Origin of the sequence: Sphingomonas sp. 2SG, from assembly GCF_005503285.1 — a bacterium.
Classification (GTDB): Bacteria; Pseudomonadota; Alphaproteobacteria; order Sphingomonadales; family Sphingomonadaceae; genus Sphingomonas; species Sphingomonas taxi.
On sequence record NZ_SCMZ01000004.1, the window covers coordinates 67,352 to 88,255 of the forward strand.

At 68.6% G+C, this 20,904-nt stretch carries 21 protein-coding genes; 9 read left to right on the forward strand and 12 right to left on the reverse strand.

Features of this window, described 5'->3' with window-relative positions:
* Nucleotides 1-292: 292 nt before the first annotated feature.
* From FFS23_RS03175 to FFS23_RS03190, 4 genes are read left to right on the forward strand one after another with little or no spacing between them, the layout of a single operon-like run.
* A complete protein-coding gene (locus tag FFS23_RS03175) occupies nucleotides 293-1,366 on the forward strand; it encodes a SufB/SufD family protein (protein WP_137897419.1) in 1,074 nt (357 codons plus the stop codon).
* A complete protein-coding gene (locus FFS23_RS03180) occupies nucleotides 1,363-2,565 on the forward strand; it encodes an aminotransferase class V-fold PLP-dependent enzyme (protein WP_249340497.1) in 1,203 nt (400 codons plus the stop codon). The genes FFS23_RS03175 and FFS23_RS03180 overlap by 4 nt, the downstream gene beginning before the upstream one ends.
* Nucleotides 2,562-3,020 (forward strand): SUF system Fe-S cluster assembly protein, encoded by a 459-nt coding sequence (locus FFS23_RS03185; protein WP_137897421.1) that lies wholly within the window; start codon nucleotides 2,562-2,564, stop codon nucleotides 3,018-3,020. The genes FFS23_RS03180 and FFS23_RS03185 overlap by 4 nt, the downstream gene beginning before the upstream one ends.
* Complete coding sequence (locus FFS23_RS03190) at nucleotides 3,020-3,373, forward strand: HesB/IscA family protein (RefSeq protein ID WP_038661475.1); 354 nt, start codon at nucleotides 3,020-3,022, stop codon at nucleotides 3,371-3,373. The genes FFS23_RS03185 and FFS23_RS03190 overlap by 1 nt, the downstream gene beginning before the upstream one ends.
* Before the next feature lie 33 nt (nucleotides 3,374-3,406).
* Here FFS23_RS03190 and FFS23_RS03195 read toward each other — a convergent pair whose 3' ends face one another.
* On the reverse strand, nucleotides 3,407-4,558 hold the full coding sequence (locus FFS23_RS03195) for an N-acetyltransferase (protein WP_137897422.1): 1,152 nt from the start codon (nucleotides 4,556-4,558) through the stop codon (nucleotides 3,407-3,409).
* A gap of 155 nt (nucleotides 4,559-4,713) precedes the next feature.
* On the opposite strand from FFS23_RS03195, the gene FFS23_RS03200 reads away from it, so the two are divergent.
* A complete protein-coding gene (locus FFS23_RS03200) occupies nucleotides 4,714-5,805 on the forward strand; it encodes a fatty acid desaturase family protein (RefSeq protein ID WP_137897472.1) in 1,092 nt (363 codons plus the stop codon).
* A 55-nt stretch (nucleotides 5,806-5,860) separates the two neighbouring features.
* A complete protein-coding gene (locus FFS23_RS03205; protein ID WP_137897423.1) occupies nucleotides 5,861-6,397 on the forward strand; it encodes a hypothetical protein in 537 nt (178 codons plus the stop codon).
* A 294-nt stretch (nucleotides 6,398-6,691) separates the two neighbouring features.
* Here the strand turns inward: FFS23_RS03205 and lptG are convergent, their stop codons facing one another.
* The 8 genes from lptG to obgE form a co-directional block, all read right to left on the reverse strand.
* Nucleotides 6,692-7,783, reverse strand: coding sequence for an LPS export ABC transporter permease LptG (lptG, locus tag FFS23_RS03210; protein ID WP_038661466.1), 1,092 nt, complete (start codon nucleotides 7,781-7,783; stop codon nucleotides 6,692-6,694).
* Complete coding sequence (gene lptF, locus FFS23_RS03215; RefSeq protein WP_171009336.1) at nucleotides 7,780-8,976, reverse strand: LPS export ABC transporter permease LptF; 1,197 nt, start codon at nucleotides 8,974-8,976, stop codon at nucleotides 7,780-7,782. The genes lptG and lptF overlap by 4 nt, the downstream gene beginning before the upstream one ends.
* A gap of 80 nt (nucleotides 8,977-9,056) precedes the next feature.
* Entirely contained in the window at nucleotides 9,057-10,937 is a 1,881-nt protein-coding gene (locus FFS23_RS03220) for an ATP-binding protein (RefSeq protein WP_081974537.1), read from the reverse strand.
* Between the two features lie 144 nt (nucleotides 10,938-11,081).
* Nucleotides 11,082-12,344, reverse strand: a complete 1,263-nt coding sequence (gene spt / locus FFS23_RS03225; protein WP_137897424.1) for a serine palmitoyltransferase — start codon at nucleotides 12,342-12,344, stop codon at nucleotides 11,082-11,084.
* Nucleotides 12,341-12,589: an acyl carrier protein gene (locus FFS23_RS03230; protein ID WP_038666809.1), complete on the reverse strand. Its 249-nt coding sequence runs from the start codon at nucleotides 12,587-12,589 to the stop codon at nucleotides 12,341-12,343. Before FFS23_RS03230 ends, spt begins: the two co-directional genes overlap by 4 nt.
* Before the next feature lie 43 nt (nucleotides 12,590-12,632).
* Nucleotides 12,633-13,535 (reverse strand): NAD-dependent epimerase/dehydratase family protein, encoded by a 903-nt coding sequence (locus tag FFS23_RS03235; protein ID WP_137897425.1) that lies wholly within the window; start codon nucleotides 13,533-13,535, stop codon nucleotides 12,633-12,635.
* Between the two features lie 190 nt (nucleotides 13,536-13,725).
* Entirely contained in the window at nucleotides 13,726-14,829 is a 1,104-nt protein-coding gene (proB, locus tag FFS23_RS03240) for a glutamate 5-kinase (protein WP_137897426.1), read from the reverse strand.
* Nucleotides 14,830-15,108: 279 nt separating this feature from the next.
* Nucleotides 15,109-16,155 (reverse strand): GTPase ObgE, encoded by a 1,047-nt coding sequence (obgE, locus tag FFS23_RS03245; protein ID WP_137897427.1) that lies wholly within the window; start codon nucleotides 16,153-16,155, stop codon nucleotides 15,109-15,111.
* 122 nt (nucleotides 16,156-16,277) lie between these two features.
* Here obgE and FFS23_RS03250 point away from each other — a divergent pair, with 122 nt between their 5' ends.
* On the forward strand, nucleotides 16,278-17,264 hold the full coding sequence (locus tag FFS23_RS03250) for a helix-turn-helix domain-containing protein (protein WP_137897428.1): 987 nt from the start codon (nucleotides 16,278-16,280) through the stop codon (nucleotides 17,262-17,264).
* A 439-nt stretch (nucleotides 17,265-17,703) separates the two neighbouring features.
* Here the strand turns inward: FFS23_RS03250 and FFS23_RS03255 are convergent, their stop codons facing one another.
* Nucleotides 17,704-18,288 (reverse strand): TetR family transcriptional regulator, encoded by a 585-nt coding sequence (locus tag FFS23_RS03255; protein WP_137897473.1) that lies wholly within the window; start codon nucleotides 18,286-18,288, stop codon nucleotides 17,704-17,706.
* 67 nt (nucleotides 18,289-18,355) lie between these two features.
* On the opposite strand from FFS23_RS03255, the gene FFS23_RS03260 reads away from it, so the two are divergent.
* Both FFS23_RS03260 and FFS23_RS03265 read left to right on the forward strand, forming a co-directional pair.
* The gene (locus FFS23_RS03260) at nucleotides 18,356-19,207 is read left to right on the forward strand and encodes a metal-dependent hydrolase (protein ID WP_137897429.1); all 852 of its coding nucleotides are present in this window, start codon (nucleotides 18,356-18,358) and stop codon (nucleotides 19,205-19,207) included.
* Nucleotides 19,208-19,258: 51 nt separating this feature from the next.
* Nucleotides 19,259-19,915, forward strand: coding sequence for a YoaK family protein (locus tag FFS23_RS03265; protein WP_137897430.1), 657 nt, complete (start codon nucleotides 19,259-19,261; stop codon nucleotides 19,913-19,915).
* Here the strand turns inward: FFS23_RS03265 and FFS23_RS03270 are convergent.
* On the reverse strand, nucleotides 19,912-20,454 hold the full coding sequence (locus tag FFS23_RS03270; protein ID WP_249340498.1) for a GNAT family N-acetyltransferase: 543 nt from the start codon (nucleotides 20,452-20,454) through the stop codon (nucleotides 19,912-19,914). The genes FFS23_RS03265 and FFS23_RS03270 overlap by 4 nt on opposite strands.
* A gap of 174 nt (nucleotides 20,455-20,628) precedes the next feature.
* Nucleotides 20,629-20,898, reverse strand: coding sequence for a 50S ribosomal protein L27 (gene rpmA, locus FFS23_RS03275; RefSeq protein ID WP_037534549.1), 270 nt, complete (start codon nucleotides 20,896-20,898; stop codon nucleotides 20,629-20,631).
* Between the last annotated feature and the right edge of the window lie 6 nt (nucleotides 20,899-20,904).

Consider the following 20,904-nt stretch of genomic DNA (forward strand, 5'->3'; position numbering starts at 1 on the left):
CGCGAAGGCGCGAAGAGGGCGTGTCGCTTGGCATGCCGTCGGGTGCCCTCGATACGGTCTTTGTTCGCGCAGAGGCGCAGAGGCGCGGAGATTGCGTCGCGGGAGGCCTGCTCTCATCGATCATCCCCAACAATTTTGATATTGCGCTGACGCGCAGGGAGAAGGCTCGCGCTGCAGGCGCCGTCACGTCTTCTTCTCTTCTTCTCCGCGTCTCTGCGCCTCTGCGCGCAAAAAACCTTTCTTCTCTTCGCGTCTTCGCGCCTTCGCGTGACACCATTCAGCGAGCCGCCGCATGACCGCCGTTCTCGAGTTGCCCACCACGCGCGAGGAAGCGTTTCGCTGGGCGGACATGCCCGCACTGCAAGCCGCCCGCGCGCTGACGCCGCAGTCGGCATCGGTGCCGGACGCGATCCTGCCCGACGCGGCGCGACTGGTGTTCGTCGACGGCGATCTCGATGCCGATGTCAGCCGCCCCGGCGACGTCGCCATCGTTCCGGAAGCCCTTGCTAGCGATCACCCGCTTGCCCGCCATGCTGCGGGCGACGGCCACCGGATCACGCTCGCGCCGCGCACCGTAACCACGATCGAGATCGCCCGCGTCAACGCCGGCGAGGACAGCCAGACGCCGCTCGTCATCACGCTCGGCGAGGATGCCGTACTGACGCTAATCGAGAGTTTCACCGGTGCCGGCTGGACCAACACGCTGACCCGGTTCGAGCTGGGGCAGGGAGCGCGGGTGATGCGCGCGGTGCGCATCGTGCAGGACGCCGGCTTCGTCTCGACGCGTGACGAGGTAACGATCGCCGAGGCCGCCAGCTTCGTCTCGGTCGCGCTCGGCGCCACCGCGGCGGGGACGCGGCTCGACGCGGCGCTGACGCTGAATGGCGACGGTGCCTATGCCGAGCTCGGCGGCGCGCTGCTCACCCGCGATGACCAGCGGCAGGAATGCGCGGTGCGCGTCCGCCATGCCAAGCCCAACGGCCAGTCGCACCAGCTCTGGCGCGCGGTCGCCGCGGATCGCTCGACGGTGAGCCTCGCCGCCGCGGTCGAGGTGGCGCGCGATGCGCAGAAGACTGACGGCGAACAGAGCCTGCGCGGGCTGCTTCTCCAGCGCACCGCGACGGTCAACCTCAAGCCCGAGCTTGAGATTTTCGCCGACGACGTGAAATGCGCGCATGGCGCGACGGTCGGCGAACTCGACGCGCGCGCGCTCTTCTACATGCAGAGCCGCGGCATTCCTGCGCCTCGCGCCAAGGCGCTGCTGACGCGCGCGTTCGTCGCGGATGCGCTCGATCGTATCGCCGACGAGACGGTGCGCGACGTCTTCGCTGCGGACGCCGACGTGTGGCTGGAGCAGACGCTGTGAGCGAATCCCCCCTCGATCGCGTCGCCGACTTTCCGGCGATCCCCGCGGGATGGGCCTATCTAGATACCGCGGCCACCGCGCAGAAGCCGCAGGTCGTGATCGACGCGATCGCGCGGGCCTATGGCGAGACCTATGCGACGGTGCATCGCGGCGTCTACCAGCGCTCGGCCGACATGACCGTCGCCTATGAGGCGGCGCGCGCCAAGGTCGCACGCTTCATCGGCGCGACGACGTCCGACGAGATCGTCTTCGTCCGCGGCGCGACCGAGGGGATCAATCTCGTCGCGCAATGCTGGGCGGCGACGCAGCTCAAGGCGGGGGACCGCATCCTGCTGTCGATGCTGGAGCATCACAGCAATATCGTGCCGTGGCAGATGGCCGCCGAGCGGGTCGGCGCGGCGATCGACGTGCTGCCGCTGACGGCGGATCATCGCATCGATCTCGACGCGATGGAGCGGATCCTCACCCCGCAGCACAAACTGGTCGCGCTTGCGCACGTCTCGAACGTGCTCGGCTCGGTGCTCGACGCGAAGCGCGCGACCGATCTGGCACATGGCGTCGGCGCGAAAATCCTGCTCGACGGCTGTCAGGCGGTGCCGCGGATCGCGGTGGACGTCGCGGCGATCGGTTGCGATTTCTACGTCTTTTCCGGTCACAAGCTGTACGGTCCGACCGGGATCGGCGTGTTGTGGGGTCGCGGCGAGTTCTTGGCGCAGATGCCGCCCTATCAGGGTGGCGGCTCGATGATCGATCGCGTGACCTTCGCGAAGACGACCTATGCCCCGCCGCCGGGCCGGTTCGAGGCGGGAACGCCGCATATCGTCGGCGCGCTCGGCCTTGCCGCGGCGATCGACTATGTCGAGGGGATCGGGCTCGACCGCATCCATGCGCACGAGACCGCTTTGGTCCGCGATGCGCGTGCGGCGCTGGCGTCGCTCAACTCGGTGCGCCTGTTCGGGCCGGAGGACAGCGCCGGCATCGTCAGTTTCGCGGTCGAGGGGGTGCATCCGCACGACGTCGGCACCATCTTGGACGAGGGCCGGGTGGCGATCCGTGCCGGCCATCATTGCGCGCAGCCGCTGATGGAGGCGCTGGGCGTGGATGCGACCGCGCGGGCGAGCTTCGCGGTCTATAACGGTCCGCAGGACATCGAGGCGCTGGTGAAGGGCGTCGAACGAGTGACGAGGATATTCGGATGAGCGATGCGATCCGTATCGAGGAAGTGGACGGAGTGACGCCGGCGCCGCGCGCGCGCGTCGAGGACGTGGCGGACAATGCGCCGCGCGAACGCGATTACCTGACCGGCTTTCTCCAGCAGCAGCCGCAGGGCGATGCGCCGGGCGAGCCGGGCGGCGCGCTGTACGAGGCGGTGATCGACGCGCTGAAAGAGATCTACGATCCGGAAATCCCGGTGAACATCTACGATCTCGGCCTGATCTACGGCGTCGAGGTCGCGGACAACGGTCAGGCGGTGGTGACGATGACGCTCACCACGCCGCATTGCCCGGTTGCCGAATCGATGCCCGCCGAGGTCGAGATGCGCGTCGCAGCGGTACCGGGGATCGCCTTCGCCGACGTCAATCTCGTCTGGGATCCGCCATGGGACCCGCAGAAGATGTCCGACGACGCCAAGCTCGAACTGGGGATGCTGTGATGGCCACGACCCTGCGCCAGCGGCCGGCGCCGCTGATCCTCACCGCCAATGCCGACGCACGCATCGCCGATCTGATGGCACGCGCGCCGGACGGCGCGATCGGCGTCAAGCTCTCGACGCCGCGCCGCGGCTGTTCGGGGCTCGCTTATTCGGTCGATTACGTCACCGAGGCCAAGCCGTTCGACGAGCGGATCGAGACGCCCGGCGGCACTTTGTTCGTCGACGGCGGCTCGATCCTGTATCTCGTCGGATCGACGATGGACTGGGTCGAGGACGATTTCACCGCCGGGTTCGTGTTCAACAACCCCAATGCCAAGGGCGCGTGCGGCTGCGGGGAAAGCTTCACGGTCTGATCCGATCGGCTCCTCCCTCGCGTGGCGTCAAATCTAAAGGTCCCGCCCGTAGATGTTGTAGACCTTGTTGACGCGGCTATCGATCGTCTCGGCGATCGAGCGCATGCCTTGGTTGTCGTCGAGGATCCAGCCGATCTCGCCGCGGCTCGCGCCGTAATGCTGGACCGAGGCGACGCGGATATATTCGATCATCATGAAGGCGAGCTGGCTCGCCATCCGCGATGCCTGCAATTCCTTGACGACGCCCATCAAGGGCACGCGCATCGTCCGCACCTTCGGCTTGCGCAGCCACAGCAGCAATTTCGCCCAGCCGAACGGCAGCAGCGAGCCGTTGAGGGGCTTGAGCGGCTCGTTGAGGTCCGGAAGCGTGATCATGAACGCGACCGGCTTGCCGTCGAGTTCGGCGATGCGGATCAGGTCGTTGAACACGATCGGCTTGAGCTTGACGCCGACGTCCTTGATCTCGGGCGGGGTGAGGGGGACGAAGCCCCAATTGTCGCTCCACGCATCGTTGAGGATCGACAGGATGATCGCCGCCTCTTCCTCGAACTTGCGCTTGTCGACCTCGCGCACGACGATGCGCGGGTTGTTCTCGCCGGAGCGTATGATCCGCTTGACGATCGGCGGAAACTCTTGGGTGATGTCCAGCTCGTAGGTGAAGAGCTGCTTGACCTGCTGGTAGCCCGCGCGCTCGATCCAGCCCTGATATTCCGGCTTGGCGTGGCCCATCATGATCGTCGGCGAATGATCGAAGCCCTGCACGAGAAGGCCCGGCTCCTCCCACACGGATTGCGAGATCGGACCGAGAGCGCGGGTCATGCCCTGCTCGCGCAGCCAGCCCTCCGCCTTGGCGAGGAGCGCGACGAACACGTCCTCGCGCTCGGCTTCCATCGACCCCCATTGACCGACACCGGGACCGAATCCCTGTTCGGCCGGCATCGTCAGCGCCAGCGTGTCGATATGCGCCGAGATACGCCCGACCACCCGACCGTTCTCGCGGGCGAGGAACAATTGCACCTTGGCGTGGCTGTACCAGCCGTTCTTTTCCGGCGTGATCAGGCCGAGCGCCTCGCCCTTCAGCGGCGGGACCCAGGCGGGATCGTCCTTGTATAGCCGGAACGGCAGGTCGACGAACGCCTTGCGCTCGCTCTTGGTGGTGGCGGGGGTGATCGTCAGGTCGCTCATTCGGGCCTCCCATTTTGGCCCGCGATCTAGCACGGCGGCGCGGCAAGGCGAGTGACGTTTCCGTCATCAGTGATCGATATGTTGCGGCGCCGCAGCGGCCGGGGCGCCTGTAAATGCCACGCTATCGCCACTATCTTCACGCAATGGACCAAGCCATGGAACGCTCGCTGACCCTATCCCGCGCCCCCGTCGCCGAGCCGGCCGGACGCGCGCCGCGCGTGCGGATCGCCGACGACAAGGCGATGCTGCGTGCGGCGGCGGAGGCGACGCGCGACCTGATCGCGCCGCGTCCCGGCGTCTATTGGGCCGACCTGATCGGGTCGGTGGCGGTCGGCTATGGCGCGCTGGCTGCGGCGGTGACCGTCCGGCAGACCGGCTGGGTGGTGCTCGCTGCCGTCGTATCGGCGCTGGCGCTGTATCGTGCGCTTAGTTTTATCCACGAAATCAGTCACATGAAGCATAGTGCCGTGCCCCGCTTCCGCGGTGCTTGGAATGCGCTGGTCGGCGTGCCGATGCTGGTGCCGAGCTTCATGTATGAAGGCGTGCACAACCTCCACCACGCCAAGACGCGCTACGGTACGTCGGAAGACCCGGAATATCTGCCGCTCGCGCTGATGAAGCCGTGGACGCTACCGGCGTTCGTGGTGATCTCCGCGCTGGCGCCGCTCGGCCTGCTGATCCGTTATGCGATCCTGTCGCCGCTGTCGCTGCTGTCGCCCAAGTTCCGCACGATCGTGATGGAGCGCTATTCGGCGCTGGCGATCAATCCGTCGTTCCGCCGTCGCGCCCCGGAGGGCGAGGCGCGGACGATGTGGGATCGCGTCGAGACCGCGGCGAGCCTGTGGGCGATCGCGGTCGTGGTGCTGACCGCGACGGGGGTCTTCCCGCTGCGCAGCGTCGCAATCGCGCTGGCGATCGGGTCGGGCGTCGCGGTGGTCAACCAGGTCCGTACCCTCGTCGCGCATCTCTGGGAGAATGACGGCGAGCCGATGTCGGTGACCGCCCAGTATCTCGATTCGGTCAACGTGCCGCCGCCGGCGCTGTTGCCGGCACTGTGGGCACCAGTCGGCCTGCGCTATCACGCGCTCCACCATCTGCTGCCGAGCCTGCCGTATCACGCGCTCGGCGAGGCGCATCGCCGGATCACCGCGGCGGTCGAGCAGGGTTCGCCCTACCACAAGGCGAGCTATGCCGGTCTGCCGGGATTGGTGAACAAGATCGTGCGGAGCACGTTCCACCCTCGGTAACCAGAGGATTGCGCTATAATAGGGCAGGACGGTTGCCGGAGGTGGGGGTCGGAAGATGATCATTTGGTCCGGCATCGTCGCCCTGCTGGCCGTTCCGGCGGTCGCCGCCGAAACCCTGCCGCCGGGGACGGTCACCCTCACCGTCGTCGACGACGGCAAGACCGATGGACCCGAGATTCCCGCGATCGCCGATGCGGTCGGCGATGCCTTCAACTCCGCCAATTATCTCGTCCTGCCGGCGACCGGTCCGAGCCGCTATCGTGCGCGGGTCGCGATCGACCATGAGCAGCGCGGCCTGGTCGGGGCGCCTTCCGGAACCAAGGCGCCTGCCGCCAGCGTCGCCAATTGGGGCGGGGGCGTGCAACTCGCGCTGCCGACGCAGAAGCAGGATCTGCGCGCGTTGATCGTGACGCGGATGACGATCACGCTCACCGCCTGGCGCGACGGGCGGACCTTGTGGACGGGCAGTGCGGTGACCGCGCAGGTCGGCGGCACGCAGGCGAACGCGCCCGCGGTGGTCGGTGCGAAGCTGGCGGGCGCTCTGGTGTCGCGGATGCCGGCGGTGCTCGAGGGGCCTTTGTCGGTGCCGTAAGGTCTGCGCTGGAGGTTCGGTTCTGTAGGGCGGGAAGAAGAAGGTTGGTTCGCGCAGAGGCGCAGAGGCGCGGAGGTGTTGCGTTCGCAGCGTCAGCGGCTCTTCCTACCAAGGTCTTGCAATTACAGGGCCACGTCCGCCCCACGCGATACCTCTCCGCGCCTCCGCGCCTCCGCGTGAATCGATAACATCACCCCGTTGGTGCTGAGCCTGTCGAAGCACCGTAAGACTCACCTGCCCTTCGACAGGCTCAGGGCGAACGATGGGGGGGCGGAGCAGCTTCTTTCCGCCGTCCTATTCCTCGGTGCGGATCAGGACCGCTTCGCCGATCAGCAGGAACAGCAGGAACGGCGCCCAGGCGGCGAGGAAGGGTGGGTAGGCGCCGAGATTGCCCATTGCGAGTGCGAAATTGTCGGCGACGAAATAGGCGAAGCCCAGCGCCATGCCGATCACCGCGCGCACGAACAATTGCCCCGACCGCGCGATGCCGAACGCCGCGACCGCGCCGAGCAGCGGCATCAGCACCGCCGACAGCGGGCTGGAGAATTTGTGCCAGAGCGTGCCTTCGAGCGACTTGGTCGGCCGGCCGGCGTCGCGCAAGTCGCCGATCGCGGCGTGGAGCGCGGCGAAGTCGAGCCCGTCGGGGTTGACCGCACCCAGAGTGAACTGGTCGGGGCGGACGCCCGGCGCGACCTTGACCGTGCCGAGGTTGCTCAATTTGCCGGTGGCGACGTCGAAGCGCGTCGCCGGGCTGATCGCCCAGCCGTTGCCGGCGTGGCGGCCGGTCGGCGCCTTGATGATCGCGACCAGCTCGCCGCCGGTGCGGTCGTAGACGGTGACGTTGCCGAGCCGCACCTGCTCGCCGCGCCCGCGCACCTGCTGCACCGCGATCAGGTCGTCGCCGTCGCGCACCCAGACGTTGGTCCGGTCGCCGCGGTCGATCGGCAGCGCGCCGTAATCGGCGTCCTTCCACTGGTCCAGCGTCGCGGTGGCGCGGCTGACGATCCGTTCGTTGAAGGCGAAGCTGAGCCCGGCGACGCCGAGGCTGGCGACGAGCAGCGGCGCCAGCACCTGATGCGCCGACAGGCCGCCGGCCTTCAACGCGATGACCTCGCTGTTCTGGTTCATCGTGATGAGCGTCAGGATGGTGCCGAGCAGGACAGAGAAGGGCAGCAGGAAGGCGGCGATCTGCGGCGCGCGCAGCCCGACATATTGCCACACCTGTTCCTGCGTATTGCCGGGATGCGCGAGGATCTGGCCCGATTCGCTGAGCAGGTCGAGCGTCTGCAGGATCAGCAGCAGCGCGGCGAGCAACCCGAAGGTGCGCACCAGGAACATCCGCCCCATGTAGATCGCGACGGTGCGCGACGGGAAGAAGCTGCTCATGCCGCCTGCTCCTTCTTGCGGCCGCGGCCGGGCAGATAGCGGGTGACGAGCTTGGCGAGCTTCGAGAAGGCGCGTTCGAGCGCGCCGATCGGTTGCCCGCCGGGGACATAGGCGATCTGATAATACATCCAGAGGATGATCCCGGCGAAGATGCAGAAGGGGACCCAGAGCGCGATCAGCGGATCGATCCGGCCGAGCTCGCCGATCGAGGCGGCATATTCGTTCACCTTGTGATAGGCGACGATCATCACGATCGCGAGGAACACGCCGAAGCCCGAATTGGAGCGTTTGGGCGGCACGCCGAGCGCGATCGCGAGCAGCGGCAACAGGAACATCGTCGCCACCTCGACCAGGCGGAAGTGGAATTCGGAGCGGCTGCTGTCGCGCTGCTCCTCGCTCTGCGCGCGATGGCCGAGCTTTGCGAGTTCGGGCAACGTGAATTCGAGATTGCGGCCGCCGCGCTGGCGGAAATTCTCGTAGCGCGGCAGCGGGATCGGCAGATCGTGCGAGGTGAAGGTCAGCACCCGCGGCACGGTGAAATTGGGCGCCTTGTGCACCAAAGTGCCCTTGGTCAGGCGGAAGATGATCGTGTTGGGATCGTCGGTGGCGAGGAACTGGCCCGACTGGGCGGTGACCGAATAGCTGGTGCCCTTGTCGTTGTAATAGACGAAGATGCCGTCGAGCTTGCGGCCCTTGTCGTGGCTCTGCTCGATGCGCAGCGTCATGCGGTCGCCGAAATGGGTGAACTCGCCGACCTTGATCGATGCACCCAGCGCGCCGGTGCGCAGCTCGAAGCGCAACTGCTCGTAATAATAGCGCGCCTTGGGCTGGACGAAGCCGACGATCGCGATGTTGAGCGCCGCGAGGATCAGCGCGTACATGAACGGCACGCGCAGCATCCGCGTGTAGCTGACGCCGACCGCACGGAGCACGTCGAGTTCCGAATTGGCGGCGAGGCGGCGGAAGGCGAGCAGGATGCCAAGCAGCAGACCGATGGGGATGCCAAGGCCGAGATATTCGGGCAGCAGATTGGCGAGCATCCGCCACACGACGCTGACCGGCCCACCCTCGGTGGCGACGAAGACGAACAGGCGCTGGATACGGTCGAGCACCAGCAGCATGGCGGCGATGGTCAGCGTCGAGAATAGCGGCAACGCGATCAGCCGGGCCATGTAGCGGTCGAGGGAGGTCATGCGGTCAGGGGCTCGGGCCGGGGCGGGGAGCGGCCGGTATAGGCGCGGGTGTCGGCAACGTCAGCTAAAATTCCGGTGGCTCATTCGGCGGCTATCTGCTGCGGCGGAGCGGGGCGTTCGGTCGCCATCGCCTTGCCGATCGCGCGCTCCAGCCCGCTGAGCGTGAACGGCTTGCGCAGCACCGGGTGACGGCCGAATTCGCTCGCATTCGCCTCGCCGGCGAAGCCGGTGACGAACAGCACGGCGATATGCGGGTAATGCGGGGCGAGGGCGGCGATCATCTCCGGCCCGGTCTGCCCCGGCATCAGCACGTCCGAGATGATGAGGTCGATATCGTCGTTGCCGGCGAGCAGCGCCGGCGCCTTGAGCGGCGCGTCGCAGGCGATGGCGCGATGGCCCAGCTCCTCCAGCGCCATCATCGTCGCGGCGAGCACGCGCGGATCGTCCTCGACGACGAGCACGCGCAGCGCCTCGGCGAGCGGCGCGACGGTGACCGGCGCGACGACGGCGGCCGGCGCGGCGGTGCCGGCGCTGGTGTCGCGCGGCAGATAGAGGGTGACGGTGGTGCCGCATCCGGGCGCGGTCTCGATCGCGATGCCACCGCGCAACTGCCGCACGAGGCCGAAGATCTGGCTGAGGCCGAGGCCGGTGCCCTTGCCCGCCGCCTTGGTGGTGAAAAAGGGTTCGTAGACGCGTTCGAGCACCTCGGGCGTCATGCCGGTGCCGGTATCGGTGACCGCGAGCGTGACGTAATCACCGGCGCAGCAATCGTCGACATGATCGTCGGCGAGCGTCGTCGCGCCGGTCGCGATGACCAGCCGGCCACGACCGTTCATCGCGTCGCGCGCGTTGACCGCGAGGTTGAGCACCGCATTTTCGAGCTGCACGCGATCGGCATGGACCTGCCAGCCGCGCGCATCGTCGCGGACGACGACGGTGATCGCATCGCCGAGCGTGCGGTCGATCAGCTCGGACATGCCCGACACCAAAGCCGCCGCGGCGATCGGTTCGGGCTTGAGCGATTCCTCGCGGCTGAAGGCGAGCAGCCGCCGGGTCAGCGCCGCGGCGCGATTGGCGCCGTCGGTCGCATTGTCGAGATGCCGCGCCACCGTCGCCGGATCATGACCGACGGCGCGCCGCGCGAGTTCGAGCCCGCCGAGGACGACCGCGAGCATATTGTTGAAATCGTGGGCGATGCCGCCGGTGAGCTGGCCGACCGCGTCCATCTTGTGGATCTGGCGGACCTTGGCCTCCTGCACGCGCAATTCGTCGGTCGCCTTGGTCACCGCAGCGGCGAGTTCCTCGGCGCGCTCGCGTTCCTCCTCCGCCTCGGCGCGGGCGAGGGCGCGCTCGCCGACCGCGTGCAGCGTGAACCAGCCGAGCACCAGCGCACCGACGACGATCAGCACGCCGAAGATCGCCAGCACCGTCGCGATGCGGCTCGACCGGTCGACGGTGCGCATCGCGTCGGCGGTGCGCTGGTCGAGCAGGGCGCGTTCGCGGGTGATGATCTGGTCGAGCGTCGTGTCGATCGCGGTCAGCGTCGGCGACTGGCGCGCCTTGTAATAACGGGCGAGCGCCTGGCTGTTCTGGCCGTAGGTGGTGCTGAGCGCGGTCAGCGACAGCTCCTCGCCGCGCCGTTCGTAGGCGGCGCGCAGGCGGCGGACGCGGGCGCTCTGTTCCGGCGTGTCGACGGTCAGCCGTTCGAGCCGGCCGAGCTGCGTTCCGGCGAGGCGCCATTGGTCATAATAGAGCTGGCCGAGCTCCTTCTCGGCCTTGCCGCTGATGACGTAGCGGCCGAGCGACGCCTCGGAGCGGGCGATTGTGCCCGACACGGTGCGGGCGAGGATCATCACGTCGTAGCTGTGCGCCTGCGCCTGCAACGCGCGGTCGCGCTGGCGGTTGGCCTCGCCCAGCGTCACGATGAGCGCGACGAGCACCGCCGCGCCGAGCAGACCCATCACGACGAGCGTGATCGTCCGCCAGGTCGCGTCGCCCTCCAGGGTCCCTACGGAGACCGTTTCGGCGTCGTTGCGAGTCACGGGCGTGAGGCTAGTCCGTTTCCCGCCGCGTGGAAAGCCGCCGCGGCATGCGCCGCGGCAGGCTCAGCCGATCGCGCCCACGGCCTGCCCCGCGGCGCGGAAGGCGGCGAGCACCGCGTCGAGCTGCGCTGCGCTATGTTCGGCGCACAGCGAGCAGCGCAGCAGGAAGGTGCCGGCGGGGGTTGCCGGCGGGCGCGCCATGTTGACGTAGACGCCGCCGTGCAGCAGCGCCTGCCACATCGTGACCGCCTGTTCCTGGTCGTCGAGGATCACCGCGACGATCGCGCTGTCGGGCGCCTCGGTGCCGAGCCTGAAGCCCATCGCCTTGAGGCCGCCGTGGAGCTGGCGCGCGTTCGCCCAGAGTTGCGCGCGCTTGTCGTGCGCGGTCATCAGCTTGCGGATCGATGCCGCCGCGGTCGCGACGACCGACGGCGGCAGCGAGGCGGTGAAGATATAGGCGCGGCAGGCGAGGCGGATCGCCTCGAACTTCGGGTGGTTCGACACGCAGAAGCCACCGACGGTGCCGACCGATTTCGAGAAGGTACCGACGACGAAATCGACGTCCGCCTCCAGCCCCTGATCCTCGTACACGCCGCGGCCGTTGGGGCCGTAGAAGCCCATCGAATGGGCCTCGTCGCTCAGCACCATCGCATCGTGCTTCTTGGCGACCGCGACCATTTCCCTGAGCGGCGCGACGTCGCCGAGCATCGAATAGACGCCCTCCAGCACGACGAGCTTGCCCGCCTCCTTGGGCAGGCGGCCGAGGCGCTTGTCGAGATCCTCGACGCTGTTGTGGCGAAAGCGAACGATCTCGGCATTGCCCTGCTTGCAGCCGTCGTAGATCGAGGCGTGGCTGTCGGCGTCGAGGATGACATATTCGCCCTTGCCGACGAGCGTCGAGATCATGCCGAGATTGGCCATATAGCCCGTCGAGAAGACGATCGCGCCGCTGGTGCCGTAGAAGTCGCGCAGCGCCTGTTCCGCTTCCATATGGTCGCGGAAGGTGCCGTTGAGCATGCGGCTGCCGTTGGTGCCCGAGCCGAACCGGTCGAGCGCGGCATGGCCGGCGGCGATGACGTCGGGATCGAACGTCATCCCCATGTAATTGTAGGTGCCGAGCAGGATCGTGTCGCGGCCGGCGATCACCGCCTCGGTCGGGCTCTTCACCTGCTCCATGACGATCGCGAACGGATCGGTGACGCCGGTGTCGATCAGCGCCTTGCGCTCGGCGATCAGCGAATCGAACTTGCTCATCAGGTCGCGCTCGGGCGCGACCGGGGCGGGGTCGAGGTCGAGCGTTTCGGACTGCAGGCCGGTCTCGGTCATGCGTCGCCCTTCAGCTTGGCGACGGCGTCGGCGAGCTGGCCGACCGTCTCGATCTCGGCCTGCATGTTCATCGTGATGATGATCTCGAACTCGTCCTCGATCGCCGCGACGAAGTCCATCACGGTCAGGCTGTCCCACTCCAGATCGCCCTGGAAGGTGGTCGCCTCGGTCAGCGCGACGCCTTTCTTGTTGAACGGTTCGATCTGGGCCTTGATCGTGTCGAGGATCTGGGTGCGGTCGGTCATCATACTATCCTGGATGGCGGCCAAATACGGCAGGGTTGCGGCGCTATAGCAATCCGTTGGCGCGATACCATCGCGCGGTTGCGGCGAGGCCTGCCTCCGGGGCGACGGACGGCGTCCACAGATCGGCCGGCGGGCGCAGCGCAGGGCGGGCGGTCCAGTCCGGGTGGGCGAGATAGTTCGCGCGATCGGCGGTGAGTTTGGCGGCCGATCCGCGCAGGCCCCTGTCGAGCTTCGCACCGAGATGGAGGATCGCCCTGGGCAGGTGCACCGCGAGCACGTGGCTCCGGCCGACCGCGCGGCCGATCGCCTGCGCCATCTCGTCATGGGTGAGCACGTGACCGTCGTCGACCTCGTAGAGCGCGGGCGGCAGGTCGCGCGTGGCGAGCGTCAGCAACAGGCGGGCGAGATCGTCGACCGCGACCAGCGACACCTTGCCGCGCGGCGGCAGCAGCGCGAGGCCGAGCTTCGCGGCGCGGAACAGGTCGCGCATCTCCATGTCGCCGGGGCCATAGACGCCGCTCGGGCGGACGATGCTCCACGCGAGGGGGCTCGCCTGTACCAGCGATTCGGCCTCCGCCTTGGACCAGCCGTAGTTGGACAGCGCGGGTTCGCGTGCGGACAGCGACGAGACGTGGACGAAGCGGCGGACGCCGGCGGCGGTCGCGGCGGCGAGCATGGCGCGCGTGCCGTCGATATTGCCGGCGACGAAGCCGGTGCGGTCGGGCGCGTTCACCACGCCGGCGACATGGACGATCGCGTCCGCGCCATCGGCGAGCGCGGCGAGGCTGTCGGGACGGTCGAGCGCGCCTTCGATCCAGATGACGCCATTGCGGCCGGGTTGCGGCCGGCGGGTGAGCGCGCGGACGTGATGGCCGGCGGCGAGCGCCCGATCGAGGAGGGCGCCGCCGACGAACCCCGTCGCGCCGGTGATGGCGAGGGTGGTCATGAAGCGGCTCCTGCGATCGCGCCGGTAATGCTCGCGACCTCTACAAAGGACGATTTGTGCTCCTGCGAAAGCAGGAGCCCAGGGGTTTCGAAGACGGACAGCGGTCGTCTGCTTGGCCCTGGGTTCCTGCTTTCGCAGGAACACTGGAATGGTCGGGCCACCGGTCGGCCTCTCGAAGAGGCTGGCGATCTCACAGCAGCGCCAGATGGTTGCGGTGGACCAGTGCGGCGCGGGGCGCGTACCCCAAGATCGCCGCCTGATCTTCCGAGCGCGTGCCGAGCAGCCGCAGCGCCTCGTCCGCCGCATATTCCGACAGGCCGCGCGCGATCGTGCCGTCCGGCCCCTCGATCGTCACCAGATCGCCGCGGCCGAATGCGCCCTCGATCCGCGTCGCGCCGGCGGCGAGCAGGCTGCCGCCCGCTGCCAGCGCGCGCGCCGCGCCCGCGTCGACGTGGATGCGGCCGCGCGCGGTCAGCCCGCCCGCCAGCCACGCCTTGCGCGCCGGTGCGGCGCGTTCGGCGACGAACAAAGTATGCCGCTGCGCCCCGGCGAGCGGGTGATCCAGTCGACCGCTGGCGATGGCGAGATGCGCGCCGGCGCCGGTGGCGATCCGTGCCGCGGCGATCTTCGACACCATGCCGCCCGATCCCATGCCCGACGCCGATCCGGCATCGGCCATGCCCGCGACCGCGTCGATCCGCTCGACCCGTGCGATATGCCGTGCCGCCGGATTGGTGTGCGGGTTGGCGTCGTAGAGGCCGTCGACGTCAGACAGCAGCACGACGCCCTGCGCCCCCGCCGCCTGCGCGACGCGCGCGGCGAGCCGGTCGTTGTCGCCGAAGCGAATCTCTTCGGTGGCGACGCTGTCATTTTCGTTGATGACCGGCACCACGCCGAGCCCGAGCAACCGGCCGAGCGTCGCGGCGGCGTTGAGATAGCGGCGGCGATCCTCCAGATCGTCGAGCGTCACCAGCATCTGCGCGGCGGTAAGGCCGTGGTCGCCGAGCAGCTCCGCCCAGGTCTGGCTGAGCGCGATCTGGCCGGTCGCGGCGGCGGCCTGCGCGTCCTCGAGGCTGGCGCGGCCGCCCTTGGCGAGGCCGAGGCGCCGCGCGCCGAGCGCGATCGCACCCGACGAGACGATCGCGACCTGCTGGCCGTCGCGGACGCGCGCGGCGATGTCGGCGACCAGCGTCGCGAGCCAGTCCCGCCGTACCGCGCCATCGGGGGCGACGAGCAGGGCGGAGCCGACCTTGACGATCAGGCGCGGGCAGGAGGCGGGCGGGAAGAGCGTCATGGGGTGGGGTCTAGCGAGGGATGACCGACAGCATAAGTCCTCGGTTACCTGTCGATGCAGGGCCGATGGATATGGCCGCTTGGTTGTCGTCGCCCTTTCCACGCTCCCTCGTCACCCCGGACTCGTTCCGGGGTCCACTCCGCGGCGAGGAGGGGGGCTCGATGTGAGAGCGTACGCTTGCGGTACGGTGGACCCCGGAACGAGTCCGGGGTGACGGTCCCGGGGTGCTATCGATCGAGCCCCATCGCTATAGCTATTCAGACGAACGGGCGCATCGCGTCATACCGGCGACCAGGTGATCTCGTCCTCGCCCTCGTCACTGTCCGGCACCGTATCGGGTGCCGGGTCGATCGCCTCGAGCAATTTGTCGAGCACCCAGTCGACGCCGGTGCCGGCGGCGCCCGACAGCGGGATGACGTCGGTGCCGCTTTCCGCCGCCAGCTCGGCGGACAGCGCCTCGATCAGTTCCTCGTCGAGCATGTCGATCTTGTTGAGCGCGACGATATGCGGCTTGTCGATCAGACCGCCGCCATAAGCCTCCAGCTCGTCGCGGACGATGCGATAGCTTTCGGCGACGTCGTCGTCATTGGCGTCGACCAGATGCAGCAGCACGCGGCAGCGTTCGATATGGCCGAGGAACCGGTCGCCGATCCCGGCACCGTCGGCGGCGCCTTCGATCAGGCCGGGAATGTCGGCGACGACGAACTCGCGGCCATGATGGCGGACGACGCCGAGCTGCGGCCGCGTCGTGGTGAAGGCATAGGCGCCGACCTTCGCCTGCGCATTGGTTACCGCGTTGATGAAGGTCGATTTGCCGGCATTGGGCAGGCCGACGAGCCCGGCGTCGGCGAGCAGCTTGAGCCGCAGCCACACCCACGCCTCCTGCTCGGGCCAGCCGGTGCCGTGCTGGCGCGGCGCGCGGTTGGTCGAGGTCTTGTAGCTGGCATTGCCGCGGCCGCCGTCGCCGCCGCGCAGGAACATCTCGCGCTGGCCGACATGGGTGAAGTCGAGCAGCACCTCGTCCTTGTCCTCGGACAGCACCTGGGTGCCGACCGGAACCTTGATGACGAGGTCGTCGCCGCCGCCGCCGGTGCGGTTGCTGCCCGAGCCGCCCGAGCCGCGCGGCGCGCGGAAATGCTGGGTGTAGCGGAAGTCGATCAGCGTATTGAGGCCGGCCACCGCCTCGAAGATGATGTCGCCGCCCTTGCCGCCGTTGCCGCCGTCGGGGCCGCCATATTCGATGAATTTTTCACGTCGGAAGCTGACGGCGCCGGGGCCGCCCGAGCCGGAGCGGACGTAGATCTTGGCCTGGTCGAGAAAATGCATGCCGCCTCTTTAGCGTGCCCCGCGCGAACGGCCACCCCCGCGGCGGCGGCGCCATCGCCGATCGCGTGCGACAAGAGCAATGTACGGCCATTTCGGCGGGCGCTAAGATCCGGCGGGTGACGATGCCGCGCGATTCCCGGGCCGATCCGGCCGCCGAACGACTGGCGTGGCAGCGTGTCTTCAGTGCGGACGGGCTGCCGGCAAGCGAGCGCTATGCCTGTTGGCGCGACGCCGATATCGCCGGCCTGTCGACGCGGTTCGACACGACGCCGCACGAACCCTTCACCGTCGCGATGGACTGGCTCGATCTCGGCACGATCGGCATCGGGCAGGCGCGGATCACCGCGCAGGACTGGGTACGGCGGAGCGACACGATCGCGCGCGATCGAAGCGACGATCTGGTCGTCAACGTCCGGCACCACGGCGGCGCGCGCGGCGACATGGCCGGCCGCGATCTCGTCGCGCCGGGCGGATCGATCGTGCTGGCCGACCTCGCGCAGACGCAGGCGCATGGATCGGAGGCATCGGTCAGCACCGGCTTCACGCTGCCACGCGCGATGGCGGAGCGGCTGCTGCCGGCGACGGTGCGCAGCCTGCACGGCCATGTCATCGCGCCGGAGCAGGCGGCGCTGCTCGTCTCGCATCTCGCGACGTTGCGCGACACCGCGCATCATCTGCCGGTGACCAGCGGCCCGGCGCTGGCGCAGACCGTGCTCGATCTGTTCACCATCGCGCTTTCCGCCAGCCTCGGCACCGCACCGGCCGATACCGAACAGCATGAGCGCGGCCTGTCGTTCGAACTGCGCGAGACGATCGAGCGGCACCTGGGCTCGCCGTCGCTCAACACGACGCGGCTCAGCCGCGCGCTGGGCGTGTCGCGCTCGACGCTGTACCGGCTGTTGCAGGAGGAGGGCGGGGTTCAGGCCTATATCCGCACCCGCCGGCTGGCGCGGATCGCCGAAAGCCTGCGTACGGCGGGGGACCGGCAGACGATCGCGATGCTCGCGGAGCGATGGGGCTTTTGCGATGCCGCCTATCTCGGCCGGGCGTTCCGCGAGGTCTATGGCATCACGCCGGGCGACTATCGCGCGCGGCATACGGGGGGCTAGGCGGAAACGACGTTCGTTCGTCACCCCGGGTTCGACCCGGGGTCCCGCTTCTTCCGATCGGCACGCGCAAGGGGACGAAGCGAGACCCCGGATCAGGTCCGGGGTGACGGGGTAGGCTTGGTAACCGCCGACCGGCGTCGCGACCCCCATCGCGTTACCGATCGACGGCACCGTCAGGCAGATGCCTGGAGCATCCGCCTATCCGTGCATCCTCCACCCGTGGCAGCGTGCCTTGCTGCGGCCGCCGCCTTCGCTTGTCCGAGTCGGCGCCATCGGCCGTCCGACCGGCCTTGGCGTCGTGCGGGCGATCGGCGGTCGAGCGCGCGATATATCACGCAATCGCGGCCGCCGGCCCCTCGTGCCGCCGTCCTACCGGCTCGTGCCGCGGCGGTGCAGGGGCGGCGGCATTGACGCCGTGCCACGCGACATTGGCGATGGGTCAGCCGTTTGCCGCGAGCGGCGCGGCGAGCATCGTCGCGGCAAGCGCACGCGCCCGGTCGCGCGGCAGGCTCAATGCGCGTGCCATCGGCGCCCCGAGCAAAGCATCGCCCAGCGCCATCAGCACCAGATGCAGCGTTTCGTCCTGGATCGGGCGGCAGGCGGGTTCGACCCCGACGGCGAGATCCTCGACCAGCGCGCGCACCGCGGAGAGGATGGGATCGAGCGCGTCGCGGTTGCCGGTGAGGATCATCCAGCTCGCCAGCGCGCCGGCGCCACCGCCGTCGAAGGCGTCGAACACCAGATCGACGATCCGGCGCGGGTCGGGCTCCGCCGGCCGGTCGAGGAGCAGCGCATCGCGGATCGTCGCGGTGATGTCGCTCGTCATCCGCGCGATCAGCGCCAGCTGCAGCCCCTCGGCCGAGCCGAAATGGTGGAGCAGATTGGCGTGGGTCCGCCCGATCCGGCCGCCGACCGCCTTCAGCGTCACCGCCTGCGGCCCGGCTTCGATCAGCAGCGCCTGCGCGGCGGCGAGCGCCGCCTCGCGGGCGTCGGCGGGGGACAGGCGTTTGCGGAGGGTTGCGATCGACAAAGCGGAGGCCTATTTACATGAATGTCAGTATGAGGACGCGAGTCCTGTGTTGGAGGTTTCCATGGTGAAAGCAACCACGCCCGACGATCTGGTCATCACCCCGCGCGACCGCCGCTTCGGCCGGGGCACGCGCATGGGCCGCTGGTGGCTCAACGACGATCCGGTCGCGACCGCCTTTTACAATGCGCTCTCGGTCACCTTTCCCAAGGGCGAGGGCTATTTCGTCGACAGCGTGCGCAAGTTCCGCGACGGCGCCCCGCCCAAGCTGACCGGCGAGATCAACGCCTTCATCAAGCAGGAGGTGATGCACACGCGCGAGCATGTCGCGTTCAACCGCCATGTCACCGATCAGGGCTATGACGTGCGCCGGCTAGACAAGGACGTCGACGACGCGCTCGCGCTGACCAAAGGGCGGCCGCCGATCGCTAGCCTCGCCGCGACCACCGCGCTCGAACATTTCACCGCAATGCTCGCGCACGAGCTGATCGCCAATCCCCGGCATCTCGCCGGCGGCGAGGAACAGGCCAAGGCGCTGTGGCTGTGGCACGCCGCCGAGGAGATCGAGCACAAGGGCGTCGCCTACGACACCTGGCTGCATGCGACCAAGGACTGGCCGCGTTTCACGCGCTGGCGGGTCAAGTCGATGGTGATGCTGATCACCACCTGGCGGTTCTTCACCGGGCGGACGCGCGGCATGCTCGAATTGCTGCGGCAGGACGGAATGACCGGGCCGAAGGTGTGGGCGCGGCTGTTCTGGTATGCGTTCGGCAACCCCGGGATGGCGCGCAAGGTCGCCGGGGTCTGGGCGGCCTATTTCCTGCCCGGTTTCCATCCCTGGAAGCATGACGACCGCGCGTTGATCGGGCTGGCGGAGAGCGATTACGAGGCGGCGGTGCTGCCGCGCCCGGCGTGATGCGCCACGACGGGCTTCAAACGCTGCCGTGAAACGCGCTAGGGTTACGGCATGACGCGATACGGCAAAAGGTTCTGGCTCCTGGGTGCGGCGATGGCCGGGCTCGCCGGTTATGTCGACGCGATCGGATTTCTCAAGCTCGGCGGGCTGTTCGTCTCGTTCATGAGCGGCAATTCGACGCGACTCGCGGTCGGGCTGGCGCTGGGACTGCCCGTCGCCGGAGTCGCGGCGGAGCTGATCGCCGCTTTCGTCGGCGGGGTGGTGGCGGGCACGATCGTCACCGTCGCCGCCGGCGCGCGCCGCAAGCCGGCGGCATTGGTCGGCGTCACCCTGCTGCTCGCCGGTGCCGCGGCGACCGACGGCCGGGTGTCGGTCGGCGCCACCACCGCTTTGCTCGCCGCGGCGATGGGAATGGCCAACACCTTGTTCCAGCACGATGGCGAGGTCAGCGTCGGCGTCACCTATATGACCGGGGCGCTGGTCAAGTTCGCGCAGCGGCTGGCGGCGGCGATGATGGGCGGGCCGCGCTGGGCGTGGCTGCCCTATCTGTTGCTGTGGTGGGGCCTCGTCGGCGGGGCAGTGCTCGGGGCGCTCGTCTATCCGCGACTCGGTACCGTCAGCATCACAGCGGCGGCCGGGGTCGCAGCGCTGCTGACGGTCTATGCGGCGCTGCTCGGCCCGGCCGATCGCGTCGCGGTGAGAGCCTAAGCGGCGATCGGCATCGGCTCGCATCGGTCGACGAGGTCGAGTTCGTAGCTGAGCGTCGCCGCCGCCTCGGTGCGGGCCGGCGAGTGCCGCGTCGCAGTCCGGCCGGTGGCGCGGAAGCCGAGCTTGCACAGCACCGCGCCCGAGGCGGGATTGTCGGCGAAATGCCAGGCGTCGAGGCGGCGCAGCGGCAGCGCATGGCGCGCCATGTCGATCACCGCACGCCCCGCCTCGGTCGCATAGCCGCGCCCCCAGGCCGACGGCGTCAGCCAATAGCCGAGATTGGGCGCGCCTTCATGCTCCGAGATGCCGATCCCGCCGATCAGCGCCGGCGCGCCGCGGTCATGCGCGACGATCACGAAGCGCGCCTCGTCATGCGCACGCGGCGCGGCGCAGAACGCCTCGGCATCGGCGAGGCGATAGGGGTGGGGGACGCGCAGCAGCATCCGGATGACCGCGTCATGCGCGATCGCCTGCGCCAGCGCCGCGGCATCCTCCGGCCATGCCGGCCGCAGCGTCAATCTCTTGGTCCTGGCGAACATTTCTCGCTCTCTCCTCGGCCGCGCCCATGCCACGCGCCTGTGACGCGGCAGGGACAAAAGGTTGGGGAGCAAGAAAAAAGGGAGCCGGGGTGACCCGCCTCCCTGATTTGGTTGGCACCGCCTGGGCGGTGCGACCGGGTCACCCTGGTGGGCAACCCGGCTGGTCGCCCGATGTTATTCGGCGGCTTCCGCCATAATCTGCACCGAGCAGAATTTACGGCCGAGCTTGCCCTCGTGGAATGCCACGCGGCCGTCGACGAGCGCGAAAAGGGTGTGATCCTTGCCGATGCCGACATTGGCGCCCGGATAAAATTTGGTGCCGCGCTGACGCACGAGGATGTTGCCGGCGATCGCTTCCTGACCACCGAACTTCTTCACGCCGAGGCGACGACCGGCCGAATCGCGACCGTTGCGCGACGAACCGCCTGCTTTCTTATGTGCCATGCTGCT